25 protein-coding genes are annotated in these 25,241 nt (G+C 61.8%); 10 read left to right on the forward strand and 15 right to left on the reverse strand.

Annotation, left to right across the window (positions count from 1 at the left end):
- The first annotated feature begins 45 nt into the window (after positions 1-45).
- Genes CAF79_RS09550 through lnt form a run of 4 tightly spaced genes read left to right on the forward strand, consistent with a single transcriptional unit; the run spans position 46 to position 3,920 of the window.
- A complete protein-coding gene (locus CAF79_RS09550; RefSeq protein WP_085697603.1) occupies positions 46-1,050 on the forward strand; it encodes a PhoH family protein in 1,005 nt (334 codons plus the stop codon).
- Positions 1,043-1,537: an rRNA maturation RNase YbeY gene (gene ybeY, locus CAF79_RS09555; protein WP_085697604.1), complete on the forward strand. Its 495-nt coding sequence runs from the start codon at positions 1,043-1,045 to the stop codon at positions 1,535-1,537. Before CAF79_RS09550 ends, ybeY begins: the two co-directional genes overlap by 8 nt.
- Before the next feature lie 5 nt (positions 1,538-1,542).
- Positions 1,543-2,382, forward strand: a complete 840-nt coding sequence (locus CAF79_RS09560) for an HlyC/CorC family transporter (RefSeq protein ID WP_007909641.1) — start codon at positions 1,543-1,545, stop codon at positions 2,380-2,382.
- A 14-nt stretch (positions 2,383-2,396) separates the two neighbouring features.
- Entirely contained in the window at positions 2,397-3,920 is a 1,524-nt protein-coding gene (lnt, locus tag CAF79_RS09565) for an apolipoprotein N-acyltransferase (protein WP_085697605.1), read from the forward strand.
- Positions 3,921-3,994: 74 nt separating this feature from the next.
- On the opposite strand, the gene CAF79_RS09570 is transcribed toward lnt, so the two are convergent.
- Both CAF79_RS09570 and CAF79_RS09575 read right to left on the reverse strand, forming a co-directional pair.
- The gene (locus CAF79_RS09570) at positions 3,995-4,774 is read right to left on the reverse strand and encodes a YdcF family protein (protein ID WP_085697606.1); all 780 of its coding nucleotides are present in this window, start codon (positions 4,772-4,774) and stop codon (positions 3,995-3,997) included.
- A 105-nt stretch (positions 4,775-4,879) separates the two neighbouring features.
- On the reverse strand, positions 4,880-5,203 hold the full coding sequence (locus CAF79_RS09575; protein WP_011336088.1) for a hypothetical protein: 324 nt from the start codon (positions 5,201-5,203) through the stop codon (positions 4,880-4,882).
- A 254-nt stretch (positions 5,204-5,457) separates the two neighbouring features.
- Here CAF79_RS09575 and leuS point away from each other — a divergent pair, with 254 nt between their 5' ends.
- The 5 genes from leuS (at position 5,458) to CAF79_RS09600 (ending at position 11,521) form a co-directional block, all read left to right on the forward strand.
- Entirely contained in the window at positions 5,458-8,064 is a 2,607-nt protein-coding gene (leuS, locus tag CAF79_RS09580) for a leucine--tRNA ligase (protein ID WP_085697607.1), read from the forward strand.
- Positions 8,065-8,151: 87 nt separating this feature from the next.
- Complete coding sequence (lptE, locus tag CAF79_RS09585) at positions 8,152-8,757, forward strand: LPS assembly lipoprotein LptE (RefSeq protein ID WP_085697608.1); 606 nt, start codon at positions 8,152-8,154, stop codon at positions 8,755-8,757.
- A gap of 39 nt (positions 8,758-8,796) precedes the next feature.
- Positions 8,797-9,834, forward strand: coding sequence for a DNA polymerase III subunit delta (holA, locus tag CAF79_RS09590; RefSeq protein ID WP_007958673.1), 1,038 nt, complete (start codon positions 8,797-8,799; stop codon positions 9,832-9,834).
- A gap of 138 nt (positions 9,835-9,972) precedes the next feature.
- Positions 9,973-10,137: an alternative ribosome rescue factor ArfA gene (gene arfA, locus CAF79_RS09595; RefSeq protein WP_007958672.1), complete on the forward strand. Its 165-nt coding sequence runs from the start codon at positions 9,973-9,975 to the stop codon at positions 10,135-10,137.
- Positions 10,138-10,198: 61 nt separating this feature from the next.
- Positions 10,199-11,521, forward strand: a complete 1,323-nt coding sequence (locus tag CAF79_RS09600) for a lytic murein transglycosylase (RefSeq protein ID WP_085697609.1) — start codon at positions 10,199-10,201, stop codon at positions 11,519-11,521.
- 117 nt (positions 11,522-11,638) lie between these two features.
- Here CAF79_RS09600 and CAF79_RS09605 read toward each other — a convergent pair whose 3' ends face one another.
- The 13 genes from CAF79_RS09605 to CAF79_RS09665 form a co-directional block, all read right to left on the reverse strand.
- On the reverse strand, positions 11,639-12,589 hold the full coding sequence (locus CAF79_RS09605; RefSeq protein ID WP_085697610.1) for an LD-carboxypeptidase: 951 nt from the start codon (positions 12,587-12,589) through the stop codon (positions 11,639-11,641).
- A gap of 174 nt (positions 12,590-12,763) precedes the next feature.
- Positions 12,764-13,762 (reverse strand): lipoyl synthase, encoded by a 999-nt coding sequence (gene lipA / locus CAF79_RS09610; protein WP_162130488.1) that lies wholly within the window; start codon positions 13,760-13,762, stop codon positions 12,764-12,766.
- Positions 13,763-13,787: 25 nt separating this feature from the next.
- Positions 13,788-14,435, reverse strand: coding sequence for a lipoyl(octanoyl) transferase LipB (gene lipB, locus CAF79_RS09615; protein ID WP_039771855.1), 648 nt, complete (start codon positions 14,433-14,435; stop codon positions 13,788-13,790).
- A complete protein-coding gene (locus CAF79_RS09620; protein WP_064382178.1) occupies positions 14,435-14,710 on the reverse strand; it encodes a DUF493 domain-containing protein in 276 nt (91 codons plus the stop codon). Before CAF79_RS09620 ends, lipB begins: the two co-directional genes overlap by 1 nt.
- A gap of 84 nt (positions 14,711-14,794) precedes the next feature.
- Positions 14,795-15,952, reverse strand: a complete 1,158-nt coding sequence (locus tag CAF79_RS09625; protein ID WP_085697611.1) for a D-alanyl-D-alanine carboxypeptidase family protein — start codon at positions 15,950-15,952, stop codon at positions 14,795-14,797.
- A gap of 323 nt (positions 15,953-16,275) precedes the next feature.
- Positions 16,276-17,283: a septal ring lytic transglycosylase RlpA family protein gene (locus CAF79_RS09630; protein WP_064382179.1), complete on the reverse strand. Its 1,008-nt coding sequence runs from the start codon at positions 17,281-17,283 to the stop codon at positions 16,276-16,278.
- On the reverse strand, positions 17,283-18,293 hold the full coding sequence (gene mltB / locus CAF79_RS09635) for a lytic murein transglycosylase B (RefSeq protein WP_085687944.1): 1,011 nt from the start codon (positions 18,291-18,293) through the stop codon (positions 17,283-17,285). Before mltB ends, CAF79_RS09630 begins: the two co-directional genes overlap by 1 nt.
- Before the next feature lie 17 nt (positions 18,294-18,310).
- Complete coding sequence (rodA, locus tag CAF79_RS09640) at positions 18,311-19,414, reverse strand: rod shape-determining protein RodA (RefSeq protein WP_085688090.1); 1,104 nt, start codon at positions 19,412-19,414, stop codon at positions 18,311-18,313.
- A 31-nt stretch (positions 19,415-19,445) separates the two neighbouring features.
- The gene (gene mrdA / locus CAF79_RS09645) at positions 19,446-21,341 is read right to left on the reverse strand and encodes a penicillin-binding protein 2 (protein WP_085687946.1); all 1,896 of its coding nucleotides are present in this window, start codon (positions 21,339-21,341) and stop codon (positions 19,446-19,448) included.
- Between the two features lie 9 nt (positions 21,342-21,350).
- Positions 21,351-21,818, reverse strand: a complete 468-nt coding sequence (rlmH, locus tag CAF79_RS09650) for a 23S rRNA (pseudouridine(1915)-N(3))-methyltransferase RlmH (protein WP_003185785.1) — start codon at positions 21,816-21,818, stop codon at positions 21,351-21,353.
- 9 nt (positions 21,819-21,827) lie between these two features.
- A complete protein-coding gene (rsfS, locus tag CAF79_RS09655) occupies positions 21,828-22,322 on the reverse strand; it encodes a ribosome silencing factor (protein WP_064382180.1) in 495 nt (164 codons plus the stop codon).
- 72 nt (positions 22,323-22,394) lie between these two features.
- The gene (gene nadD, locus CAF79_RS09660) at positions 22,395-23,117 is read right to left on the reverse strand and encodes a nicotinate-nucleotide adenylyltransferase (RefSeq protein WP_085697612.1); all 723 of its coding nucleotides are present in this window, start codon (positions 23,115-23,117) and stop codon (positions 22,395-22,397) included.
- Positions 23,086-24,357, reverse strand: a complete 1,272-nt coding sequence (locus CAF79_RS09665; RefSeq protein WP_085697613.1) for a glutamate-5-semialdehyde dehydrogenase — start codon at positions 24,355-24,357, stop codon at positions 23,086-23,088. The genes nadD and CAF79_RS09665 overlap by 32 nt, the downstream gene beginning before the upstream one ends.
- 177 nt (positions 24,358-24,534) lie before the next feature.
- Between CAF79_RS09665 and CAF79_RS09670 the strand changes: the two genes are divergently transcribed.
- The gene (locus tag CAF79_RS09670) at positions 24,535-25,230 is read left to right on the forward strand and encodes a DNA-3-methyladenine glycosylase (protein ID WP_085697614.1); all 696 of its coding nucleotides are present in this window, start codon (positions 24,535-24,537) and stop codon (positions 25,228-25,230) included.
- The last annotated feature ends 11 nt before the right edge of the window (positions 25,231-25,241 follow it).

The raw sequence follows: 25,241 nt of genomic DNA on the forward strand, positions 1-25,241 counted from the left end.
ATCCTTGATTTCATCCCAATTGCCCCAGGGCGGCTAAATACGACCTTGAACGCACCCATAGAACCTCATCGTTTCATCCTCGAGCCCTTTGAGGCTCGCCGCTTCGCCAATCTGTGCGGGCAGTTCGACGAGCACCTGCGGCTGATCGAACAGCGCCTGGCCATCGAGATCCGCAACCGCGGCAATCAGTTCGAGCTGATCGGCGAACCCAAGCACACCACTTCCGCGGAAAACCTGATTCGCCGCCTGTACCGTGAAACCAAGGGTTCAGAGCTGTCGCCGGATATGGTTCACCTGTTCCTCCAGGAATCGGCCGTCGAGCAACTGGACAACCACGCCCCCGCCGAAGCCTCCGTCGCCCTGCGTACCAAGAAAGGCATGATTCGCCCACGCGGCTTGAATCAATTGCGCTACGTGAAGGAAATCCTCGGCAACGACATCAACTTCGGCATCGGCCCGGCCGGTACCGGCAAGACCTATCTGGCGGTGGCCTGCGCTGTGGATGCGCTGGAACGTGAGCAGATCCGCCGCATCCTGCTGGTGCGTCCGGCGGTCGAAGCGGGTGAAAAACTCGGCTTCCTGCCCGGCGACCTGTCGCAGAAGATCGACCCGTACCTGCGCCCGCTCTACGACGCGCTCTACGAGATGCTCGGCTTCGAATACGTGGCCAAGCTGATCGAACGTCAGGTGATCGAAGTCGCACCGCTGGCCTACATGCGCGGTCGCACGCTGAACAACAGCTTCATCATCCTCGACGAAAGTCAGAACACCACCGTCGAACAGATGAAGATGTTCCTGACCCGGATCGGTTTCGGCTCCACGGCCGTGATCACCGGCGACATTACCCAGGTCGACCTGCCACGCGGCACCAAGTCCGGACTTCATCACGTCATCGAAGTCCTGAAAGATGTGCCGGGCATCAGCTTCACCCACTTCCAGCCCAAAGACGTGGTGCGCCATCCGTTGGTGCAACGCATCGTCGAAGCCTACGAGCGATTCGAGACGCGACTGGCCGATGAAGCGCCAAAGGACACTCGCCACGATGCTTGAGCTTGATCTGCAAATCGCGACCCAAGCGTCTGCGCCGACCGAGGAAGAATTCCGCCAATGGTGCGAACTGGCCCTGCGCCAGCGCACTGCCGACTCGGAAATGACCATTCGTCTGGTCGACGAAGAAGAAGGTCGCGAGCTGAATCACACCTGGCGCCACAAGGATTACGCGACCAACGTCCTGTCCTTCCCCGCCGAAGTGCCCGACGAGTTTCTCGACATCCCGCTGCTGGGCGATCTGGTGATCTGCGTGGCGGTGGTCGAACGCGAAGCCGCCGAGCAAGGCAAGGAACTGAAGGCCCACTGGGCACATCTGGTCATTCACGGCTGCTTGCATCTGCTGGGTTACGACCATATAGATGACGAGGAAGCCGAAGAAATGGAAGCACTGGAACGCGAGTTGCTTGCCGAATTGGGTTATCCCGATCCGTACGCGGACGACGAAACCGAAACATCCCCTACTGTTACAACAAAGGATTCAGAGTAATCGCTATGAGCGAAGATCGATCGAGCAACGGGCAAAAGTCATGGCTGGGTAAACTGACCCAGGCTTTTGCTCACGAGCCGAAGAACCGCCAGGAGCTGCTTGAGCTGCTGCGCGATGCACATCAGAACAAACTGCTGGACAGCGAAGCGCTGGCCATCGTCGAAGGCGCCATCCAGGTGGCTGACCTGCAGGTACGCGACATCATGGTGCCGCGCTCGCAGATGATCAGCATCAAGGCGACCCAGACACCCCGCGAATTTCTCCCTGCCGTGGTCGACTCGGCCCACTCGCGCTACCCGGTCATCGGCGAAAGCCATGACGACGTGATGGGCGTGCTGCTGGCCAAGGATCTGCTGCCGCTGATCCTCAAGGAGAATGGCGACAGCTTCAACATCAAGGACCTGCTGCGCCCGGCCACGTTCGTGCCGGAGTCCAAGCGTCTGAACGTGTTGCTGCGTGAATTCCGCGCCAACCACAACCACATGGCCATCGTCATCGACGAGTACGGCGGTGTGGCGGGTCTGGTGACCATCGAAGACGTGCTTGAGCAAATCGTCGGCGACATCGAAGACGAGCACGACGTCGAAGAAGACAGCTACATCAAGCCGCTGCCCAGCGGTGATTTCCTGATCAAGGCCCTGACGCCGATCGAGAACTTCAACGAGTTCTTCGATAGCGAATTCTCCGACGACGAGTTCGACACCGTCGGCGGGCTGGTGATGAGCGCGTTCGGGCACTTGCCAAAACGCAACGAAATCACTGAAATCGGCGCCTATCGTTTCCGCATCCTGAACGCCGACAGTCGTCGGATTCATTTGCTGCGACTGACGCCAATCGCTCGTTAATTCTAAGGACTGAAATGCGCTGGACAACCCGCCCCGGCTGGCCCGGTAACCTGCTGGCCGTGGCGGCCGGTGCAATCACCACCTTCGCGCTGGCCCCGTTCGATCTCTGGCCGCTGGCCCTGCTGGCGGTCGGCCTGTTCTATGCAGGGCTGCGAGAGCTGAGCCCGCGCCAGGCCTTGGGTCGCGGCTGGTGCTTCGGTTTCGGCCTGTTCGGCGCCGGCACCAGCTGGATCTACTACAGCATCCACCACTTCGGCGGCGCTTCGGTGCTGCTGGCCGGGTTCCTGATGCTGATCTTCACGGCGGCCATTGCCTGGTTCTTCGCCCTGCCCGCCTGGCTCTGGGCGCGCTGGTTGCGGCGTAACGAAGCGCCGGTGGCCGATGCCCTGGCCTTTGCGGCGCTGTGGGTGGGTCAGGAAGCGTTTCGTGGCTGGTTCCTCACCGGTTTCCCGTGGCTGTACTCCGGTTACAGCCAGCTCAATGGTCCGCTGGCCGGGCTCGCGCCGGTGGGCGGCATATGGCTGGTATCGTTTGTCCTGGCGCTGACCGCTGCACTGATCTACAACGCACCGCGCCTGCTGCAAACCCGCCGCAAAGCCTTCATTGCTGCCGGCGTGGTATTGCTGATCGGGCCATGGGCGGTGGGCATTGCCTTGAAAGGCCACGCCTGGACCAGTCCGTCAGGCGCACCGCTGAGCGTTGCCGCCATTCAGGGCAACGTCGCGCAAAGCATGAAATGGGATCCGGCCGAGCTCAACGCGCAACTGGCGCTGTACCGCGACCTGAGTTTCCGCTCCAAACCGGTGGACCTGCTGATCTGGCCGGAAACCGCCGTGCCAGTGCTCAAGGAGTCCGCCGAGGGCTACCTGAACATGATGGGCACCTTCGCCGCCGAGCGTAAATCGGCGCTGATCACCGGCGTACCGATCCGCGAGATGGTCCGTCACGAAAAACGCTTCTTCAACGGCATCACCGTGGTCGGCGAAGGCGATGGCACTTATCTGAAACAGAAACTGGTGCCGTTCGGCGAATACGTACCGTTGCAGGACATCCTGCGCGGGCTGATCGCGTTCTTCGACCTGCCGATGTCCGACTTCGCCCGCGGCCCTGCCGATCAGGCCCTGTTGCAGGCCAAGGGATATCAGATTGCACCGTTCATCTGCTACGAAGTGGTGTATCCGGAATTCGCCGCGGGCCTGGCGGCACGCAGCGATTTGCTGCTGACGATCAGCAACGACACCTGGTTCGGTACGTCGATCGGCCCGTTGCAGCATCTGCAAATGGCGCAGATGCGCGCGCTTGAAGCCGGACGCTGGATGATCCGCGCGACCAACAACGGCGTGACCGGGCTGATCAACCCGTTCGGGCAGATCACCGAACGCATTCCGCAATTCGAACAGGGCGTGCTCTACGGCGAAGTGGTGCCGATGCACAACCTGACGCCGTATCTGCAATGGCGCTCGTGGCCGCTGATCGTCCTGTGCGTGGTGCTGTTCGGCTGGGCGCTGATGACCAACCGGATGTCCAAGACTCTCTGAGAGATCCCCCCGCTCCCACAGGTGAACGCTGTGGGGGCGGGCTTGCTCGCGAAGGCGCCGTCAAGGACACCCCATCAATCGGCGGCGCCACGCCCTCGGTAGAACAGCGAGTAACCGATCTGCCCCACCGCCTCGTTCATCAACTGCCCGCTCTGCCAGATCGACTTGAATTCCGGCAGCCAGCCGCCAAACGGTCGCGCATTGTCAGTGCCAAGGAAACCGACCGGCGCCGGCACCACTTCAAATCCAGCCTGTTGATAACTCCACACCGCTCGCGGCATGTGCCAGGCCTGGGTCACCAGCACGATACGTTTGACGCCTTCCGGCAACAGCATCCTGGCGCTGAATTCGGCGTTTTCCCACGTAGTGCGGCTCTCCCCTTCCTGCCAGCGCACCGTCACACCGAAATCATCGCGCAACGAATCGGCCATCAATTTCGCTTCGGTCGGCGGCGTACCGTAATGCAGGCCACCGCTGGTCAGAATCGGAAGTCCGGACGCCTTGGCCAGTCGCGCCGCGTAACGCTGCCGTTCAAGCCCGACACCGGTCGGCTGATCTTCGCCCCAGGCCACATCGCCGCGCTCGCGACCGGAACCCAGCACCACAATCGCATCGGCGCGCTGTGCCAGATCTGCCCATGCTTCGCGGGCCAGCGGCGGCTCGCGCTCCAGAGCCTTGGCGCCCCATTGCACGACCACCGGCAGACTCATCAGCAAAAACCCGCCAAAACCCAGGGCAAAACACAGCCCGGCCAGTCGCGGCCGCGAACGTCGCAGCCACCAGGCCGCCAGCAACAGCAGCAAAAGAAGGCCGGGCGGCAACAGCAGTTGTTTAATGAAATAACGAAAAGGCATCGAGCATCTCCAAAGATGCCCGAAGCCTAAGTGGGTTGATACAGCGCGACAACCAGTAGGGTCGGATCCTGTTGAAAAAGATCCGCTTTTTGACCTGCCATGCGTTTACTTGGCCTGCAGAGTCCGAACCTTGACGGCGTCTCTGCCGGGCGCCTTGTCCTTGAGCCAGATGACTTTGGCCGTATGGGCTGCATCGAGTTGTTTCACTGCTTGTGACAGGTATCCGTGGGTTTCACGCTCACTGCGATCCAGATAGGCCTTGACCAGTTTGAACTCGGCGGGACTCAAGCCACGCAATTCCAGCTCCAGGGGGCGCTCGTCGCGCAGCCTTCCTGCGGTTTTTGCTGCGTCCAGGGCCATCCCCAGACGATCGATCAACCGCTCGTACAACTCGGGTTTGGTAACGTTTTTTTGCTGTGACTCCACCATCCCTCACCTCATTGAAGATAAGACTCACTCCCCAGTTAGAGCTTAGCTTCGCTGCACAAACCGGCTGCACGCCGCGACCAACGGCCCTCGCCGCGATTTGAGCCGGTCAAACGGCTGCAATCAGGGTTTCCCTAGGCCAAGCGCGGTCATGTATGCTACGGCGCTTCCTGTAACTCCACTTCCAGCTCGTCCGGCACGCCCCGAACGTCGCATTGAAGAGGATTAGGCCACCCCTATCCAGTACAAAAGTAGCCATGCACGAACAATATCAACCCCGTGAAATCGAAGCCGCCGCCCAGTCGTTCTGGGACGAGCAAAAGTCCTTTGAAGTCAGTGAACAGCCAGGCAAGGAGACTTACTACTGCCTGTCGATGTTCCCTTACCCCAGCGGCAAGCTACACATGGGGCACGTGCGCAACTACACCATCGGCGACGTGATCTCCCGCTACCAGCGCATGCTCGGCAAGAACGTTCTGCAACCGATGGGTTGGGACGCCTTCGGCATGCCGGCGGAAAACGCCGCGATGAAGAACAACGTGGCCCCGGCCAAGTGGACCTACGAAAACATCGCCTACATGAAATCCCAGCTGCGCAGCCTGGGCCTGGCGGTGGACTGGTCCCGCGAAGTCACCACCTGCAAACCGGATTACTACCGCTGGGAACAATGGCTGTTCACTCGCCTGTTCGAAAAAGGCGTGATCTACCGCAAGAACGGCACCGTGAACTGGGACCCGATCGACCAGACCGTTCTGGCCAACGAGCAGGTGATCGACGGTCGCGGCTGGCGTTCCGGCGCGCTGATCGAAAAGCGCGAAATCCCGATGTACTACTTCAAGATCACCGCCTACGCGGATGAGCTGCTGGAGAGTCTCGACGAACTGACCGGCTGGCCCGAGCAGGTCAAGACCATGCAGCGCAACTGGATCGGCAAGTCGCGCGGCATGGAAGTGCAGTTCCCGTACAACGTCGAATCGATCGGCGAAAGCGGCACCCTGAAAGTCTTCACCACCCGTCCGGACACCCTGATGGGCGCAACCTACGTTGCCGTGGCAGCCGAACACCACCTGGCGGCTCTCGCCGCGAAGAACAACCCTGAGCTGCAAGCGTTCATCGCCGAATGCAAGGGCGGCAGCGTCGCTGAAGCCGACGTCGCCACTCAAGAGAAGAAAGGCCTGCCGACCGGCCTGTTCGTCGAGCACCCGCTGACGGGCGAAAAACTGCCGGTGTGGGTCGCCAACTACGTGCTGATGCACTACGGCGATGGCGCGGTCATGGCTGTGCCGGCGCACGACGAGCGCGATTTCGAATTCGCCCACAAGTACAACCTGCCGGTCAAATCCGTGGTCCGCACCAGCTCCGGTGAAACCAACCCGGCGCCATGGCAAGACGCCTACGGCGAGCACGGCACGCTGATCAACTCCGGCGAATTCGACGGCCTGGACTTCGCTGGCGCGTTCGACGCCATGGAAGTCGCCCTGATCAAGAAAAACCTCGGCGCCTCGCGCACCCAGTTCCGCCTGCGCGACTGGGGCATCAGCCGTCAACGCTACTGGGGCTGCCCGATCCCGATCATCCACTGCGATGCCTGCGGTGACGTGCCGGTGCCGGAAGATCAACTGCCGGTCGTCCTGCCGGAGGACGTGGTGCCGGACGGCGCCGGTTCGCCGCTGGCGCGCATGCCCGAATTCTACGAGTGCACCTGCCCGAAATGCGGCCAGCCTGCCAAGCGTGAAACCGACACCATGGACACCTTCGTCGAGTCGTCCTGGTACTACGCCCGTTACGCCTCGCCGCACTTCGAAGGCGGTCTGGTGGAAAAATCCGCGGCCGACCACTGGCTGCCGGTAGATCAGTACATCGGCGGTATCGAGCACGCCATTCTTCACCTGCTCTACGCGCGTTTCTTCCACAAGCTGATGCGCGACGAAGGCCTGGTGAGCTCCAACGAGCCGTTCAAGAACCTGCTGACCCAGGGCATGGTGGTCGCCGAGACTTACTATCGTCGCGAAGCCAACGGCGCCTACACCTGGTTCAACCCGGCTGACGTGGAACTCGAGCGCGACAGCAAGGCCAAGGTCATCAGCGCCAGGCTGATTGCCGACGGCCTGCCGGTGGAAATCGGCGGCACCGAGAAGATGGCCAAGTCGAAGAACAACGGCGTCGACCCTCAGTCGATGATCGATCAGTTCGGTGCCGATACCTGCCGTCTGTTCATGATGTTCGCCTCGCCACCTGACATGAGCGCTGAATGGTCCGACTCCGGCGTGGAAGGTTCGCACCGTTTCCTCAAGCGCGTATGGCGTCTGGCTCAGGCCCACGTCACTCAGGGCCTGCCGGGCAAACTGGATATCGCCAGCCTGAATGACGAGCAGAAAGTCATTCGTCGCGCGATCCACCAGGCAATCAAGCAGGCCAGCCATGACGTCGGCCAGAACCACAAATTCAACACCGCCATCGCTCAGGTGATGACGCTGATGAACGTGCTGGAAAAAGCCGCGCAAGCGACCGAGCAGGATCGCGCACTGGTTCAGGAAGGTCTGGAAACCGTGACGCTGCTGCTGGCTCCGATCACACCGCATATCAGCCACGAGTTGTGGAACCGCCTGGGCCACGCCGATCCGGTGATCGACGCCGCCTGGCCGGTGCTGGACGAAAGTGCGCTGGTGCAGGACAGCCTGACTCTGGTGATCCAGGTCAACGGCAAGCTGCGTGGCCAGATCGAAATGCCGGCCGCCGCCACCCGTGAAGAAGTCGAAGCGGCAGCCCGCGCCAACGAAAACGTGCTGCGTTTCGTTGACGGCCTGACGATTCGCAAAGTGATCGTAGTACCCGGGAAACTGGTCAATATCGTCGCCAGCTAATTGGATCGGGCGTCAGGTGAGCCTGACGCCCAGTAAAACCTTTCGGGCCACAGAGTCGGCCCACATGGTTTCAAGGGGAGCAACACAATGATCAAACGCAATCTGCTGGTGATGGGCCTCGCCGTCCTGTTGAGCGCCTGCGGTTTCCAGCTGCGTGGTACCGGCACCAACGAACTGTCGATCAAGGAGCTCGATCTGAGCGCCCGCAACGCCTACGGCGAAACCGTGACGCAACTGCGTCAGGTGCTGGAGGCCAGCGGCGTCAAGATCGTTTCCGGCGCACCGTACAAGCTGTTCCTGGCCGATGAGCAGGAAAACCAGCGCATCCTCAGCTACGCCGGTGCCGGTCGTACTGGTGAGTACCAGGTGAGTACCGTGCTCTCATACGACATCCGTGGCGAAAACAACCTGCTGCTCAAAAGCGACAAGCTTGAAGTGCAGAAGGTGTTCATTCACGACGGCAACAACCTCGTGGGTTCCGACCAGGAAGCCAACGATGCCCGCCGTGAAACACGTCGCGAGCTGGTACAGCGCATGATGCTGCGTCTGCAACAACTGACGCCGGCTCAGCTCGACGCTCTGCAGCAAACCGCCAACGCGCGGGCCAAGGCCGAAGCCGACGCCCTCGAAGCGGCGCAGAAGGCTGAAGCGGAAACCCCGCGTCAGTCGCCGCTCGAACTGCCGCAGCAGTAAGACGTTCGGGGCGCTCAGGCGCCCCGTTCGCCCTCTCTTATGAAACTCGCTCCCGCCCAACTCGGCAAACACCTGCAAGGCGCCCTTGCGCCGGTCTACATCATCAGCGGCGATGACCCGCTGCTGTGCCAGGAAGCCGCCGACGCCATTCGTTCCGCTGCCCGCCAGCAAGGATTCGACGAACGTCAGGTCTTCGCCGCCGACGCCAATTTTGATTGGGGAACGCTGCTGCAGGCCGGCGCCAGCATGTCGCTGTTCGCCGAAAAACGCCTGCTGGAACTGCGCTTGCCTTCCGGCAAGCCTGGTGACAAGGGCGCCGCCGCACTGATCGAATACTGCTCGCGCCCCGCAGAGGACACGGTGCTGTTGATCAGCTTGCCCAAGCTGGACGGCAGCGCGCAGAAGACCAAGTGGGGCAAGGCGCTGGTGGAAGGTCAGCAGACCCAGTTCGTGCAGATCTGGCCGGTGGACGCCAACCAGCTGCCGAGCTGGATTCGTCAGCGTCTGTCTCAGGCCGGCTTGTCTGCCAGCCAGGATGCGGTGGAACTGATTGCCGCGCGGGTCGAAGGCAACCTGCTGGCCGCTGCGCAAGAGATCGAAAAGCTCAAGCTGATGGCCGAGGGCGGGCAAATCACCGTCGAAACCGTGCAGGCGGCCGTCGCCGACAGTGCGCGCTTCGACGTGTTCGGCCTGACCGACGCAGTGCTCAACGGCGAACCGGCTCACGCCCTGCGCATGCTCGAAGGGCTGCGCGGTGAAGGGGTCGAGCCGCCGGTGATCCTTTGGGCTCTGGCCCGGGAATTGCGCCTGCTGGCCAACATCTCATTGCAATACAGCCAGGGAACGCCGCTGGACAAGTGCTTCAGCCAGGCCAAACCGCCCGTCTGGGACAAGCGCAAACCGCTGATGAGCAAGGCCCTGCAACGCTATTCGGCGCAACGCTGGGCGCAATTGCTGCTTGAAGCACAGCGCATCGATGCGCAGATCAAGGGGCAGGCAGCCGGTTCGCCGTGGATGAGCCTGAGCCGGTTGGCGCTGCTGATGGCCGGTCAGCGCCTGACATTGCCTGCCGAATGAAATCCGGGATCGCGCTGCGATCCCGTTTTTTATCAAGTCCGTTTCCTACAGAACATTGCGCCCTCGGTCCTATAGACAGACGCCCGAGATCGGCAGATTATCTGCCGCGCATAACCTCACTCAATCGAGAGCATCCTCATGAGCAAAAAGCCATCGAAACATGGCCACAACAAGGCCAAATCCATCGTCGCCCAACCCCTGTTCCGCAGCCGCCAGGAACGACCCACCAAGGGTAAAGGCAGCTACCGCCGCGAAGCCTTCCAGTCTGACAGCTGGGAGGCTTCTTACTTTCTGGCCGCTTGAAGCGCAGCACCCCTTCCTCATGTTAAGGTCTGCACCTGATTCGTATTCCCTGGACCTGTGCATGCCCCTCAGTCTTTCCCGTCGTTGGCCCTTGCGCCAACTGATCGCTGCCTCCAGCTTCGTACTGCTTGTCGCCTGCGCGGAAAAACCTACCGCCGCCGACGCTCAACCGCTTCAGACCGCTCCCGTTGCCACAGCCCCAGCGGTCATCCCGCCGGTAGTGCCGTCCGGTGACAACCTCGACCTGCAACCGACCCAGACCTTTGCCGAATGGCAAGCGGGTTTCCGCAAGGACGCGCTGGCCGCCGGCATCCGTCCAGACCTGTTCGACCGCGCCTTCGCCAATGTCAGCTTCGACGCCAGCGTGATTCGTGCCGACCGCAGCCAGCCGGAATTCGCCCGGCCGGTCTGGGAGTACCTGGATGGCGCGCTTTCGCCCTTGCGCGTACGCAAAGGCCAGGCGCTGATCAGCCAGTACGCCGACATCCTGCAAAGCATCGAACAGCGCTATGGCGTCGATCGTCAGGCGCTGGTGTCGGTGTGGGGGATGGAAAGTAATTTCGGCCAGTTCCAGGGCAGCAAATCGGTGATCAACTCGCTGGCCACCCTGGCCTATGAAGGTCGCCGTCCGGGCTTTGCCCATGCGCAGCTGATCGCGGCACTGCAGATCCTGCAGCAGGGCGACATCACCCCCGAGAAAATGCTCGGTTCCTGGGCTGGTGCCATGGGCCAGACCCAGTTCATCCCGACCACCTACAACACCCACGCCGTGGATTTCGACGGTGACGGTCGCCGCGATATCTGGGGCAGCCCGGCCGACGCCTTGGCCTCCACCGCGCATTACCTGCAAAGCTCCGGCTGGCAGCGTGGCCAGCCGTGGGGCTTCGAAGTGCAACTGCCGAGTGGTTTCAACTACACCCTGGCCGACGGCGCGATTCGTAAAAGCGTCGCCGAATGGCGGCAACTGGGCGTGATCCTGCCGAACGGCGGCCAGGTGCCGGCCGGCGCCGAGCAACTGTCCGCTGCCCTGCTGCTGCCGGCCGGCTATCGTGGCCCGGCGTTCCTGATCCTCGATAACTTCCGGGCGATCCTCAAGTACAACAATTCGTCGTCCTATGCCTTGGCCGTCAGTCTGTTGTCCGAGCGCTTCAACGGCGCCGGCCTGATCAATGGCACCTGGCCAAAAGATGACCTGCCGTTGAGCCGCACCGAGCGGATCGAACTGCAAAACCTGCTGACCGCGCGCAACTACGACGCCGGTGCGGCGGACGGGATCATCGGCGCCAATACGCGCAAGGCTATCCGCAGTGCGCAGCAGTCATTCGGCTGGCCGGCGGATGGTTACCCGACGCACAAGCTGCTGGAAAGCCTGCGCAACCAGTAAAAGCATCGCGGGCAAGCCCGCTCCCACAGGTTTAGAGGGGTTCGCAGTATCTGCGTACGACCTGAAAACTGTGGGAACGGGCTTGCCCGCGATGACTGACTATCAGGCGATTAATCCCTACGCATTGATCACCACATCCTGCTCCAGCATCAACTCCTTCTTCCCGGCATCCAGTCGAACCAGCGCCCCCAGTGGCAACGTCAGGTTCGGATCGCAGTGCCCGCTACGCCAGCCGGACAGCACCGGAATCCGCAGTGGTTCAAAAGTCTGCTTGAGCAAGCGGTTCAAGGCCTCGACATCCACGCCCGCCACGTCCCCGACCAGCACGCCACGCAATCTGGCCAACTTGCCTGCCAGACGCATTTGCGTCAGCAAACGGTCGATCCGGTACAACGGCTCGTTGATGTCCTCGATGAGCAGAATCACCCCTTCGACGTCGATTTCGTAAGGCGTGCCCAGAGTCGCGGCGATCATCGCCAGATTGCCGCCCTGCAAACGTCCGTGGGCAATGCCCGGCTCCACGGTGGTCAATGGATAAGCTGCCGGATGACTCAGTACACTGCCGGCCTTCAACTGACCGCGCAGCATGGCGAAGAACGACGTCACCGTCGGCGGCTCCTTGTCCCCCAGCAGATCGGCATTCAACAACGGCCCGTGAAAGGTCACGAACCCGGCGTAGCGACTGATGGCTAGGTGCAGCGCGGTGATGTCGCTGTAACCGACGAAGGGCTTGGCATGACGGCTCAACAGATCGTAGTCGATCCGGTCCAGCAACCTTGGCGTGCCGTACCCACCGCGCAGGCAAATGATTGCATCGACCTCTTCGTCAGCAAACGCCGCATGCAGATCATTGAGCCGCACCTCGTCGCTGCCGGCCAGATAACCGTCCTTCTCGTAGACGCCGGGGAACACCCGCAAACCGTAACCCCGGGCGCGCATCCACTGAACGGCCTTTTCGGTATCGAGCGTGCCGGGGCCGGCGGGCGCAATTACGCCTATCAGCCCTTCCGACGGCAGCGCGGGCACAGGCTTGTGCGGAAAAAGGGTATGGGTCGGTCGAACGGTCATCCATGGATCTCCCTGTGTGAAGTCATGCTCACACAGTAGTCAGGAACGGCGACAAACAGAAGAGGCCCGGCCGCGCCGCAGATTGCAGGAAAAGTCAGTAACGAGTGTAAGCCAGACAAAAAAATGCCCGCCGGACGATAAACCCCGGCGGGCATTTTCTCATTCAGCGCTGAATCAGGAACCGAGCAGCTCGGCCTTGACAAGTTTCGCCTGTTCGTCGGCATGGTACGAAGAACGCACCAATGGGCCGGACGCAACGTTTTTGAAGCCCATCTTGTAACCTTCCTCGGCGAACCAGGCGAAGGTGTCCGGGTGTACGAAACGCTGCACCGGCAAATGGCTGCGGGACGGTTGCAGGTACTGGCCCAGGGTCAGCATGTCGATATCGTGTTCGCGCATGCGCTTCATGACTTCGATGACTTCGTCGTCGGTCTCGCCCAGACCCAGCATCAGGCCGGATTTGGTCGGGATGTGCGGCATCATCTGCTTGAAGCGTTGCAGCAGGGTCAGCGACCACTGGTAGTCCGAACCCGGGCGCGCAGCCTTGTACAGGCGCGGTACGGTTTCCAGGTTGTGGTTGAACACATCCGGCGGCTCGGCGGCGGTGATTTCCAGGGCGATGTCCATGCGGCCACGGTAGTCCGGGACCAGGGTCTCGAGTTGCACGTTCGGCGACAGTTTGCGGATTTCGCGGATGCAGTCGGCAAAGTGCTGGGCACCGCCGTCACGCAGGTCGTCGCGGTCAACCGAGGTGATCACCACGTACTTGAGTTTCAGGTCGGCGATGGCGATGGCCAGGCTTTCCGGCTCGTTGACGTCCAGTGGCTTCGGACGACCGTGGCCAACGTCGCAGAACGGGCAGCGACGGGTGCAGATGTCACCCATGATCATGAAGGTCGCGGTGCCGCCGGAGAAGCATTCGCCCAGGTTCGGGCAGGACGCCTCTTCGCAGACGCTGTGCAGCTTGTGTTTGCGCAGCAGGCTCTTGATGCGGTCGACTTCCGGCGAAACCGGGATGCGCACGCGGATCCAGTCGGGTTTCTTCGGCAGTTCGGTGGTCGGAATGATCTTCACCGGGATGCGTGCAACCTTCTCGGCGCCGCGCAGCTTGACGCCGGCTTCAACCTTGGGACGCGGGGCCGGGCGCTCGGTCACGTCGAGCGTCGGGATCATGGTTTGCACTGCATCAGTAGTCATATCAGTCGATTCCGCCCGTCAGGGTCGTCTGCTCAGCATAGTCGAGGTGTTTGACGAGCTGCGCGCGCAGCCGGGCACTTACCTCGGCAAATTCAATCGATCCTGCGTGCTCGCTCAGCTGGGTCATCGCCAGCCCGGCATAGCCGCAGGGATTAATCCGTCGAAACGGTTCCAGGTTCATGTCCACGTTCAGGGCCAGGCCATGAAAGGAACAACCGTGGCGAATCCGCAAACCCAGAGAAGCGATCTTCGCTCCGTCGACGTAGACGCCGGGAGCATCCGGCTTGGCCACGGCGGTCACACCGTAACTGGCCAGCAGTTCGATCAGGCAGCGCTCCATGCGGCTGACCAGATCGCGCACGCCGAAACCGAGTCGGCGCACATCCAGCAGCAGGTACGCCACCAGTTGGCCGGGGCCATGGTAGGTCACCTGACCGCCGCGGTCGACCTGCACCACCGGAATATCTCCCGGCAGCAACAGGTGCTCGGCCTTGCCGGCCTGACCCTGGGTGAACACCGGCGGGTGTTCAACCAGCCAGATTTCATCCGGGGCCGTGGTGCCACGCTCGTTGGTAAAACGTTGCATGGCCTGCCAGACCGGCTCGTAAGCCATCTGGCCGAGTTCGCGAAAGCCCAGCGTGCCCGGCATCACAACACCATGTGTACGAAGCCGGTCGCCCGCAGTTCGCTGTTGATGTTGTACAGCTGATCCTGGTCGGTCGCGACGATGTGCAACTGGATGGTGGTGTACTTGCCGTTGCTGCTTTGACGCTCGTCGACACGCTCATCATTGATGCTGGCGTGTTTCTTGACGATGTCGATGATCTTGTCTTTGTTGCCGACGCCCGTATCGCTGATCACCTTAACCGGATAATCAACCTGGGGAAATTCGATCTTTGGCGCCTTTACTTCGGTATCGGTCATGGCGTAACGGCCTCGTAAGCGTAAGCCCGGTAACGAACAAGGCCCCGCTCCGGACAGGAACGGGGCCATGCAGGTCAACTCAAATCAGTTGAACAAGCCGTAGAAGAATAGACGGATGCTATCCCACATGCGGCGGAAGATACCACCCTCCTCGACAGCGTCCAGAGCGATCAGGTCGGCGCTGTGCACCACCTTGTCGTCCAGTTTCACTTCGACTTTACCGATCACGTCGCCCTTGGCGATTGGCGCGGTCAGTTGCGGGTTCATGGTCATGCTGGCCGCAAGCTTCTTCAGCTGGCCTTTCGGCAGGGTCATGGTCAGGTCTTCAGCCAGGCCGGCCTTGACTTGGCTGGTGGTGCCTTTCCACACCGGAGCCTGAGCCAGTTCGGTGCCCTTCTGGTAGAAGGTCTGGGTTTCGAAGAAGCGGAAACCGTAGGTCAGCAGCTTCTGGGTCTCGGCGGCACGGGCCGCTTCGCTGTTGGTGCCGAACACTACGGCGATCAGGCGCATGCCGTCGCGTACGGCCGAGGACACCATGCAGTAGCCGGCTTCTTCGGTGTGGCCGGTTTTCAGACCGTCGACGGTCTTGTCGCGCCACAGCAGCAGGTTGCGGTTAGGCTGTTTGATGCCGTTCCAGAAGAACTCTTTCTGCGAGTAGATCGCGTAGTGAGCCGGGTCTTCGTGGATGATCGCGCGAGCCAGGATCGCCATGTCGTGAGCCGACGAATAGTGCTCAGGGTTCGGCAGACCGGTCGGGTTCATGAAGTGGGTATTGGTCATGCCCAGATCGGCGACGGTCTTGTTCATCAGGTCGGCGAAGGCGTCTTCGCTGCCGGCGATGTGTTCAGCCACCGCGACGCTGGCGTCGTTGCCGGACTGAATGATGATGCCGTGCAGCAGGTCGCTGACCGTGACCTGCGAGCCGACCTTGATGAACATCCGCGAACCGCCGGTGCGCCAGGCGTTTTCGCTGACGGTCACCGGGTCGTTTTCACCGATCTGGCCGCGACGGATTTCCAGCGTGGCAATGTACGCGGTCATCAGTTTGGTCAGGCTGGCCGGTGGCAGACGCTGGTCACCGTTGTTCTCCACCAGCACGTTGCCGCTGTTGGCATCCATGAGCACGTAGGATTTGGCGGCCAGTTGTGGTGGCGACGGCATCATCTCGGCCGCGAACGCGGCAGGCGAGAGGAGCAGCGGGACTAGCAGACACAGGCGTTTGGCAAAGGTGGTGATGTTCATCCGTCTCTCGAAATCGCTAATGGAAACTGCCCAAGGGCAGAATTTAATCAGATGTCTTTCAGGCTTTGCCCGAAACCTGCCTGCGCGACGATCATGCTGCGTTAAAAACAGATTCGGAATGCTCATGTAGGTCCCCTACACTCCGCTTCCTCACCTGTTTTTGCCTTGCCTGATCGCCGCTCGGCGAGCTTTCGAGCAAACCCTGCGAGCATCGCGTGTTCAGTTGCTCACTCCAGTCACCCTTGCCGGGCTTTTGTTCTTCGACGAGCCAACAACCTGGTTCACCCCCCAATCGCTGGTAAACCGTCAATCAAGTCCTACGTTTACTCGGTGACCACACTTGGCGAACCCAGGTTGGCCAGGCGCACGCTGTTCTGTACCTGGGCAATTTCACCCGGCGAACCGATCGGTCCCAGGCGAACCCGGTGCAGGGTCTGCTGATTGCGCACGATCGAGCTGATGAACACCGGAGCGCTCACCATCCCGCTGAGCTTCGACCTCAGGAGTTCTGCAGCGTCCGGGTTGGCGAACGCGCCCACCTGCAGATACTGGCCAGACGCTGGTGCAGAAGCGTTTTTTTTTGCATCGAGCTGAACTGGCACGACGGCCGCGGCGTGCTGCTGCGGCGGCGGGGTCCATTGTTCGACGGTGCCCGCCGAAGCCGTGATCACCGGGGCGCTATTCTGCGCGACTTGCGGCTCGTTGAGCATCAAGGGCGCCGGACGGCCCTTCGCGGCCCACCACTGCTGCGGGTCGATGCCTTCGACCTTGACCCGCGCGGTGCCGATTTCGGCATAACCGAGCTTCTTGGCGGCGGCGTAGGACAGGTCGATGATCCGGTCCGAATAGAACGGCCCACGGTCATTGACCCGCAGGATCACGCTCCTGTTGTTGTCCAGGTTGGTCACCCGAACGTAACTCGGCAGCGGTAGTGTCTTGTGGGCGGCGCTCATGCCGTACAGATCGTAGACCTCGCCGTTGGCGGTGTTCTGACCATGGAACTTGGTCCCGTACCAGGACGCGGTGCCGGAGGCCACGTAAGTCTTGGATTCCTGCAACGGGAAGTAGGTCTTGCCCAGCACGGTGTAAGGGTTGGCCTTGTACGGTCCGGTGTGCAGGGTCGGCGTGGCGTCCGGGATGCGCGACACATCGACGTCCCACCACGGCGCGCCGTCCTTGTGGGCCCGGTTGATGTCCAGGCCCGGCTGCGAACGCACGGCGGTGGTCGGCTTCTGGCTCGGCGAACGGCTGGTCGAACAACTGGCGACCAACACCGCCAACGCAGCGAAGGCCACCAGTTTCAGGGGTTTATTGATAGGCAATGCCCGCATTACTTGACGCCCCGTGCTTGTACCAGCTGTTCAGACAGTTGATGTACGGCCATGGCGTACATCACGCTGCGGTTATAACGCGTGATCGCGTAGAAATTCTTCAGGCCCATCCAGTATTCCGGACCGTTGTCGCCTTCCAGGCGGAACGCGGTGACCGGCATGTCATCGCGCAGCGCATCATGACTCGACCAGCCCAGCGCTCGCAACTCCCCGACGGTTTTCGTCGGCTCGATGCCGGTGGTCAGGCCTTCATCCACCTGCTCGCCGCGCACATCCGCGCGACTGACCACCGGCTCGCCGGCGACCCAGCCGTGACGCTTGAAATAGCTGGCGACACTGCCGATCGCGTCATCCGGGTTGTTCCAGATATTGATGTGGCCGTCGCCGTCGAAATCCACCGCGTAGGCGCGGAAACTGCTCGGCATGAACTGCGGCAAACCCATCGCCCCGGCGTAGGACCCCTTGAGGGTCAGCGGGTCGACCTGCTCTTCGCGTGCCAGCAGCAGGAACTCACGCAGCTCCTTGCGGAAAAATTCGGCACGGGGAGGATAGTCGAAACCCAGCGTGGACAAGGCATCGATCACCCGGTAATTGCCGGTATTACGTCCGAAAAAGGTCTCAACGCCGATGATCGACACAATTACCTGGGCCGGAACGCCGTATTCCTGCTCGGCGCGGGCCAGGGCGGCCTCGTGCTGACGCCAGAAGTCCACACCGCGGGCAATGCGCGCGTCGGTGATGAACATCGGCCGGTATTCTTTCCACTGTTTGACCCGTTCGGCGGGTTTGGAAATGGCGTCGAGAATCGCCTGCTTGCGTTGGGCTTCGCGGAACACGGCCATCAGCTGTTCGCCGGCGAAACCGTAGTCGCGGGTCATTTCACCGACGAATTCGGCCACCTGGGGCGAGCCTTCGTAATCGCCGGCCAACGCTTCCTGCGCGCTGCCAAGGATGCCTACCAGGCCGAGCCACGGTGCGTATCGTGTCGCCCAGTCACGCATTACTTGCATTGAACTCTTCACCTTATTCAAACCTGTGCGATCCACTTGCGATGGGTATGGATCGACATCAAAACCCCAAACGCTGACAGCAGCGTCACCAGCGAAGTTCCGCCGTAGCTAATGAACGGCAACGGCACCCCCACCACCGGCAACAGGCCACTGACCATACCGATGTTGACGAAAACGTAAACAAAAAACGTCATGGTCAAAGCGCCGGCCAGCAATTTGCCGAACAGCGTCTGCGCCTGGGCGGTAATCACCAGGCCACGACCGATCAGCAACAGATAGATCAGCAACAGTGCGCAGATACCCACCAGCCCGAACTCTTCACCGAGCACGGCGATGATGAAGTCGGTGTGGCTTTCCGGCAGGAAGTCCAGGTGCGACTGGGTGCCCAACAGCCAGCCCTTGCCGAATACACCGCCGGAACCGATGGCGGCTTTCGACTGGATGATGTTCCAGCCGGTGCCCAGCGGATCGCTTTCCGGGTCGAGGAACGTCAGGATCCGTTGCTTCTGGTAGTCGTGCATGATGAAGAACCACATCGCGACCGACACCGGAATCGCCGCCGCCAATACACTGAGAATCCAGCGCCAGCGCAACCCGCCCATGAAAAGTACGAAGGCGCCGCCGGCCAGAATCAGCAGCGAAGTGCCGAGGTCCGGCTGACGCACGATCAGGGCGAACGGCACACCGATCAGCAACAGGCTGATGCCGACATGCTTGAGCTGCGGCGGCAGCGTGCGCTTGGACAGGTACCAGGCGATCGTTGCCGGCATCAGGATCTTCATGAATTCCGAGGGCTGGAAGCGGATCACCCCGGGGATGTTGATCCATCGGGTCGCGCCCATGGCGTTGTGACCCATGATGTCCACCACCAGCAACAGCACCACCCCGATCACATAGCCGAGCGGCACCCAGCGTGCCATGAACCGCGGCTCGAACTGGGCAATGATGATCATCGACACTAGACCGATGCCGAACGACGTAGCCTGTTTGGCCAGCAGATCCCAGCTCTTGCCACTGGCCGAATACAGCACGAACAGGCTGCCGGCCGCCAGGATCAACAACAGCACCAGCAACGGGCCGTCGATATGCAAACGTTGCAACAGCGTCGCCCGGCGACGCATCACATCCTCGCTGGAGAGCATGCGATCGAAATTATTCATCACGGGCCGTAGCCTCCGCACTGATAGGGCTGGCGTATTCGGCTTTCAACCGTCCGTCCTGATCCAGCAGCCAGGCATCCATGACCTGCCGCACCACCGGTGCCGCGACGCCGGAACCGGACTCACCGTTCTCGACCATCACCGACACCACGATTTTCGGGTCATCCGCCGGCGCGAAACCGACGAACAGGGCGTGGTCGCGGTGGCGCTCCTGAACCTTGGAGCGGTCGTATTTCTCACCCTGCTTGATCGCCACGACCTGGGCCGTACCCGACTTGCCGGCGATCCGGTATTGCGCGCCGATCGAGGCCTTGCGCGCGGTGCCTCGGGCACCGTGCATTACCTGCTGCATGCCGTGGTTGACCTTGTTCCAGTCCGACGGGTCGCGCAGGATGATGTCCGGCATCGGATTTTCATCCTTCGGCTTCTCGCCTTCGATGGTCTTGGCCAGATGCGGGCGGTTCCATACGCCTTTGTTGGCCACCAGCGCCGTGGCCTGGGCCAGTTGCAGCGGGGTCGATTGCATGTAGCCCTGGCCGATCCCGAGAATCAGGGTTTCGCCGGGGAACCACGCCTGACGCCGGGTCGCGCGCTTCCACTCGCGGGACGGCATCAGGCCGGGGGATTCTTCGAACATGTCCAGCGAGACCTTCTGGCCGATCCCGAACTTGTTCATGTAGGCCGACAACCGGTCGATGCCCAGCTTGTGCGCCAGATCATAGAAGTAGGTGTCGTTGGACCGCATGATCGCCGTGTCGAGGTCGACGAAGCCGTCCCCGGTGCGGTTCCAGTTGCGGTACTTGTGGTCGTAGTTGGGCAGCATGTAATAACCGGGGTCGAACACCCGGCTCGACGCCGTCACCACGCCCGCGTCGAGACCGGCAATCGCCACTGCCGGTTTGATCGTCGAGCCCGGCGGGTAAAGACCGCGCAGCACGCGGTTGAACAGCGGCCGGTCAATCGAATCGCGCAGCTCGGCGTAAGCCTTGAAGCTGATGCCGGTGACGAACAGGTTCGGGTCGAAGCTCGGTTGACTGACCATCGCCAGCACTTCGCCGGTTTTCGGATCGAGTGCCACCACCGCACCACGTCGACCGCCCAGCGCGGCCTCGGCGGCTTCCTGCAATTTGATGTCGAGGCTCAGGACAATGTCCTTGCCCGGCACCGGATCGGTACGCTTGAGCACACGCAGGACCCGGCCGCGGGCATTGGTCTCGACCTCTTCGTATCCCACCTGACCGTGCAGCTCGGCTTCGTAGAAGCGCTCGATGCCGGTCTTGCCGATGTGGTGGGTGCCGCTGTAATTGACCGGATCGAGGGTCTTCAGCTCTTTCTCGTTGATCCGCCCCATATAACCCACCGAGTGCGCAAAATGCGCGCCCTGCGGGTAGTGACGGACCAGTTGCGCGACCACCTCGACGCCGGGCAGGCGGAACTGATTCACCGCGATCCGGGCGATCTGCTCTTCGGTCAGCTCGAACAGGATCGGCACCGGCTCGAACGGCCGGCGGCCCTGGCGCATGCGCTTTTCGAAGATCACCCGGTCTTCCGGCGTCAGCTCCAGTACCTCGACGATCACGTCGAGCACCTGCTGCCAGTCGCCGGAACGCTCGCGGGTCATGCTCAGGCTGAAGCTCGGACGGTTGTCCGCCACCACCACGCCGTTGCGGTCGAAAATCAGGCCACGGGTCGGCGGGATCGGCTGAACGTGAACCCGATTGTTTTCCGACAGCGTCGAGTGATAGTCGTACTGAATCACCTGCAGGTAATACAGCCGCGCAATCAGCACGCAGATCAGCGCCACCACCGCAATTGCGCCGAACACGACGCGACCACGCACCAGACGGGCGTCTTTTTCGTGGTCCTTGATGCGGATCGGCTGAGACATGAGGGCGGATTACTTGTGGTAAGGGTGGCCGGACAGCACGGTCCAGGCACGATACAACTGCTCGCCGATGAGGATGCGCACCAGCGGGTGCGGCAGCGTCAGCGGCGACAACGACCAGCGCTGATCCGCGCGGGCACAGACTTCCGGCGCCAGCCCTTCCGGGCCACCGACCATGAAGTTGACCGTGCGCGAGTCCAGGCGCCAGCGATCGAGTTCGACCGCCAATTGCTCGGTGCTCCACGGTTTGCCATGAACTTCGAGGGTGACAATCCGCTCGTTCGGCCCGACCTTGGCCAGCATGGCTTCGCCTTCCTGACGGATGAAGCGGGCCACGTCGGCGTTCTTGCCACGGGTATTGAGCGGAATTTCCACCAGTTCCAGCGCCAGCTCGGACGGAAGACGCTTGGCATATTCATGCCAGCCTTCTTCCACCCACTTGGGCATGCGTGAACCGACGGCGATCAGGCGCAGTCGCACAGCAATCCCTTACAGCTGGTCTTTGTTGAGCTTGGTGAAATGCTCGTGGGTGTTTTCCGGGCTGTGGTGCTTGGCGTCCGCCGCACGGCTTTGCTCGGCACCGGCCCACAGGCGCTCCAGGTCGTAGAACTGACGGGCCGAGGCGGTCATCATGTGCACGATCACCAGATCCAGGTCCAGCAGCACCCAGTCGCTGTCGCCCTTGCCTTCTTCGCCCAGCGGCCTGGCACCCTGCTTTTTGACCTCTTCGCGAACCTTGTCCAGCATCGCGTTGATCTGGCGGTTGGAAGTACCGGTGGCGATGATCATGTAGTCGGTGATGCTCTGCTTGTCGCGCACATCAATGATCTGGATGTCCTGAGCCTTGACGTCTTCCAGGGCTGCAACGGCCACCTTGACCAGCTCGTCGCCCTTAAGTGGTTCGTTGGTGTTGACCGGCTCTGGCAGCGGGGCGCTCTTGAATGTGCCTTTGCGCTTTACTTTGGTTTGGTCTTTGTCAGTCATATAAAACTCGTTTTGCTCATATATTCGGCGGCTTGGCGACACGTGGATTCGTATCAGTGAAGCACGCCTTGTTCAGTTCGACGCACGGTACAGACCGTGCGCATCGATGTAGGCCAGGACCGCGTCGGGCACCAGGAAACGTACCGACTTACCGCTGGCCAGCAGTTGACGGATCTGGGTGGCGGAAACCGCGAGCGGTGTCTGCCAGACGAATGCAATCTGTCCGCTCGGCCCCTTCAGGGCCAGCGGGTCGCTCACCGAACGCGCTGCCAGCAGGTTGCGCAAGGCATCCGGCGGTTCGCTGTCGGCGTCCGGGCGCTGTAGCACCAGGATGTGGCAATGCTGGAGCAACTCTTCCCAGCGGTGCCAAGTGGGCAGGCCGCAAAATGCGTCCCAGCCCAGAAGCAGAAAAACCTGGGTCTCGGCGGCCATTTCGGCGCGCAGCGACTCCAGGGTATCGATGGTCCAGGACGGTTTGTCCCGCTGCAATTCGCGGGCGTCCACCACCAGCGGCGGCACACCGGCTACCGCACATTCAACCATTGCCAGCCGGTCCTGCGCCGACACTTGCGGCGTATCGCGGTGCGGCGGCCGGGCGCTGGGCATCATGCGCAGCTCATCGAGCCCCAGCGCTTCGGCGACTTCCAGCGCGCCACGCAAATGGCCGACGTGCACCGGATCGAACGTCCCGCCCAGTACGCCAATGCGCCGGGGACGGGATTTCTTGCCGGTTTTCGGCGCTTTCAGATCGAGGTCGGACAAGTCAGACCATCGCCTGGCCGCGCAACTGGCCATCACCGACCACGATGTACTTCTCGCAGGTCAGTCCTTCCAGGCCCACCGGGCCACGGGCGTGCAGCTTATCAGTAGAAATGCCGATCTCGGCACCCAATCCGTATTCGAATCCGTCGGCGAAGCAGGTCGGGGTGTTGATCATCACCGATGCCGAGTCGACTTCAGCCACGAACTGCCGGGTGTCGGCGAGGTTTTCGCTGACGATCGAGTCGGTATGGTGGGAGCCGAAATGGTTGATGTGTTCGATGGCCTGATCCAGGCCGTCCACCACACGGATCGACAGAATTGGCGCCAGGTACTCGGTGCTCCAGTCTTCTTCGGTCGCCGCTACGGCTTCGATGATCGCCCGGGTACGCTCGCAACCGCGCAGTTCGACGCCCTTTTCGCGGAACTGCTTCGCCATCGGCGGCAGGAAATCCTTCGCAACACTTTGATCGACCAGCAAGGTCTCCATCGCACCGCAGATGCCATAGCGGTAGGTCTTGGCATTGAAGGCGATGCGCTGGGCTTTCGGCAGGTCGGCGTGTTCGCTGACATAGACGTGGCAGATACCGTCCAGGTGCTTGATCACCGGCACCCGGGCGTCGCGGCTGATGCGTTCGATCAGGCCACGGCCACCGCGCGGTACGATCACATCGACGTACTCCGGCATGGTGATCAGCGCGCCAACGGCAGCGCGGTCGGTGGTTTCCACCACTTGCACCACGGCGGCCGGCAGCTCGGCTTCGGCCAGACCGCGCTGGATGCAGGCGGCAATCGCGCGGTTGGAATGAATCGCCTCGGAGCCGCCGCGCAGGATGGTCGCGTTGCCGGACTTCAGGCACAGGCTCGCAGCATCGATGGTCACGTTGGGACGGGATTCGTAGATGATCCCGATCACGCCCAGCGGCACGCGTATCTTGCCGACCTGAATGCCCGACGGACGGAAGCTCATGTCACGGATCGCCCCGACCGGATCCGGCAGCGCTGCAACCTGACGCAGGCCGACGATCATGCCGTCGATGCGCGCCGGGGTGAGTTCCAGACGCTCCAGCAGTGCCGGCTCCAGACCGTTGGCGCGACCGGCGGCCAGGTCCTGCTCATTGGCTGCCGCAAGCTCGGCGCGGGCGGCGTCCAGGGCATTGGCGGCAGCCAGCAAAGCGCGGTTTTTCTGCGCGGTGCTGGCACGGCCGATGACGCGGGAAGCTTCGCGGGCGGCGCGACCCAATCGGGTCATGTAGTCAAGAACGGACTCAGTCATGGTCTGCTGGGGTCTTGGCAAAGAGGAAAGCGGCAGATTATAGCTGTCGCGTCCCGGGACTAACAGCGGTGACGGGCGGATGGTCGAAATGGACGGCGATTTGCCGACGTTCAGCAGAGATTAAGCCGCGAATTGTTATCATCACGGCCTCCCCCGCCTGGATAAACCCTGTTTGCCATGTCCAACCTGACCGTTCGCGCCACCTCCGCGCGCCAGCCTGTCGGCCTTGCGGATGCCTTTTTCGACCGTGACGCCCAGACGCTGGCCCGTGATCTGCTCGGCAAAGTCATCCGCCACCGCGTTGGCGATTTGTGGCTGAGCGCCCGAATCATCGAAACCGAAGCGTATTACTGCGAGGAAAAAGGCAGCCATGCGTCCCTCGGCTACACGGAAAAGCGTAAGGCTTTGTTTCTGGATGGCGGCCACATCTATATGTACTACGCCCGTGGCGGCGACTCACTGAACTTCAGTGCGCAGGGTCCGGGCAATGCGGTGCTGATCAAATCGGCCTATCCGTGGGTCGACGAGATCAGCGGCCCGGCCAGTCTGGCGCAGATGCTGCTGAACAACCCCGATGCTCAGGGTCGCCCGCGCCCCTCGCAGAAACTGTGTGCCGGGCAGACGCTGCTGTGCAAGGCGCTGGGGCTGAAAGTGCCGGTGTGGGATGCCAAGCGCTTCGACCACGAAATCCTGCTGGTGGAAAACACCGGCCCTGCGCCCACTCATGTGATTCAGACCACCCGCCTGGGCATTCCCCATGGCCGTGACGAGCACTTGATGTATCGCTTCGTCGATGCTGCCTATGCCCAGTGGTGCACGCGGAACCCGCTGCGTCGGGGTCAGGTCGAAGGTCGCGATTATTTTCTGCTGTGATTGCACACCCC

The organism is Pseudomonas sp. B26(2017) (assembly GCF_002113045.1).
In the GTDB taxonomy this organism is placed as follows: Bacteria; Pseudomonadota; Gammaproteobacteria; order Pseudomonadales; family Pseudomonadaceae; genus Aquipseudomonas.

Excerpts from the sequence above, each read along its gene's own strand:
- CAF79_RS09570 (WP_085697606.1), bottom strand. The coding sequence starts at position 4,774 with ATGCCTTTTCGTTATTTCATTAAACAACTGCTGTTGCCGCCCGGCCTT.
- lipA (WP_162130488.1), bottom strand. The coding sequence starts at position 13,762 with ATGATCCCGACGCTCGACGTGACCGAGCGCCCGGCCCCGCGTCCCAAG.
- CAF79_RS09560 (WP_007909641.1), top strand. The coding sequence starts at position 1,543 with ATGAGCGAAGATCGATCGAGCAACGGGCAAAAGTCATGGCTGGGTAAA.
- CAF79_RS09670 (WP_085697614.1), top strand. The coding sequence starts at position 24,535 with ATGTCCAACCTGACCGTTCGCGCCACCTCCGCGCGCCAGCCTGTCGGC.
- lipB (WP_039771855.1), bottom strand. The coding sequence starts at position 14,435 with ATGCCGGGCACGCTGGGCTTTCGCGAACTCGGCCAGATGGCTTACGAG.
- ybeY (WP_085697604.1), top strand. The coding sequence starts at position 1,043 with ATGCTTGAGCTTGATCTGCAAATCGCGACCCAAGCGTCTGCGCCGACC.
- CAF79_RS09630 (WP_064382179.1), bottom strand. The coding sequence starts at position 17,283 with ATGCGGGCATTGCCTATCAATAAACCCCTGAAACTGGTGGCCTTCGCT.
- CAF79_RS09665 (WP_085697613.1), bottom strand. The coding sequence starts at position 24,357 with ATGACTGAGTCCGTTCTTGACTACATGACCCGATTGGGTCGCGCCGCC.
- CAF79_RS09575 (WP_011336088.1), bottom strand. The coding sequence starts at position 5,203 with ATGGTGGAGTCACAGCAAAAAAACGTTACCAAACCCGAGTTGTACGAG.
- lnt (WP_085697605.1), top strand. The coding sequence starts at position 2,397 with ATGCGCTGGACAACCCGCCCCGGCTGGCCCGGTAACCTGCTGGCCGTG.
- lptE (WP_085697608.1), top strand. The coding sequence starts at position 8,152 with ATGATCAAACGCAATCTGCTGGTGATGGGCCTCGCCGTCCTGTTGAGC.
- rsfS (WP_064382180.1), bottom strand. The coding sequence starts at position 22,322 with ATGACTGACAAAGACCAAACCAAAGTAAAGCGCAAAGGCACATTCAAG.
- CAF79_RS09600 (WP_085697609.1), top strand. The coding sequence starts at position 10,199 with ATGCCCCTCAGTCTTTCCCGTCGTTGGCCCTTGCGCCAACTGATCGCT.
- CAF79_RS09605 (WP_085697610.1), bottom strand. The coding sequence starts at position 12,589 with ATGACCGTTCGACCGACCCATACCCTTTTTCCGCACAAGCCTGTGCCC.
- nadD (WP_085697612.1), bottom strand. The coding sequence starts at position 23,117 with ATGGCCAGTTGCGCGGCCAGGCGATGGTCTGACTTGTCCGACCTCGAT.
- holA (WP_007958673.1), top strand. The coding sequence starts at position 8,797 with ATGAAACTCGCTCCCGCCCAACTCGGCAAACACCTGCAAGGCGCCCTT.
- mrdA (WP_085687946.1), bottom strand. The coding sequence starts at position 21,341 with ATGTCTCAGCCGATCCGCATCAAGGACCACGAAAAAGACGCCCGTCTG.
- arfA (WP_007958672.1), top strand. The coding sequence starts at position 9,973 with ATGAGCAAAAAGCCATCGAAACATGGCCACAACAAGGCCAAATCCATC.
- leuS (WP_085697607.1), top strand. The coding sequence starts at position 5,458 with ATGCACGAACAATATCAACCCCGTGAAATCGAAGCCGCCGCCCAGTCG.
- CAF79_RS09620 (WP_064382178.1), bottom strand. The coding sequence starts at position 14,710 with ATGACCGATACCGAAGTAAAGGCGCCAAAGATCGAATTTCCCCAGGTT.
- CAF79_RS09625 (WP_085697611.1), bottom strand. The coding sequence starts at position 15,952 with ATGAACATCACCACCTTTGCCAAACGCCTGTGTCTGCTAGTCCCGCTG.
- mltB (WP_085687944.1), bottom strand. The coding sequence starts at position 18,293 with ATGCAAGTAATGCGTGACTGGGCGACACGATACGCACCGTGGCTCGGC.
- rodA (WP_085688090.1), bottom strand. The coding sequence starts at position 19,414 with ATGCGTCGCCGGGCGACGCTGTTGCAACGTTTGCATATCGACGGCCCG.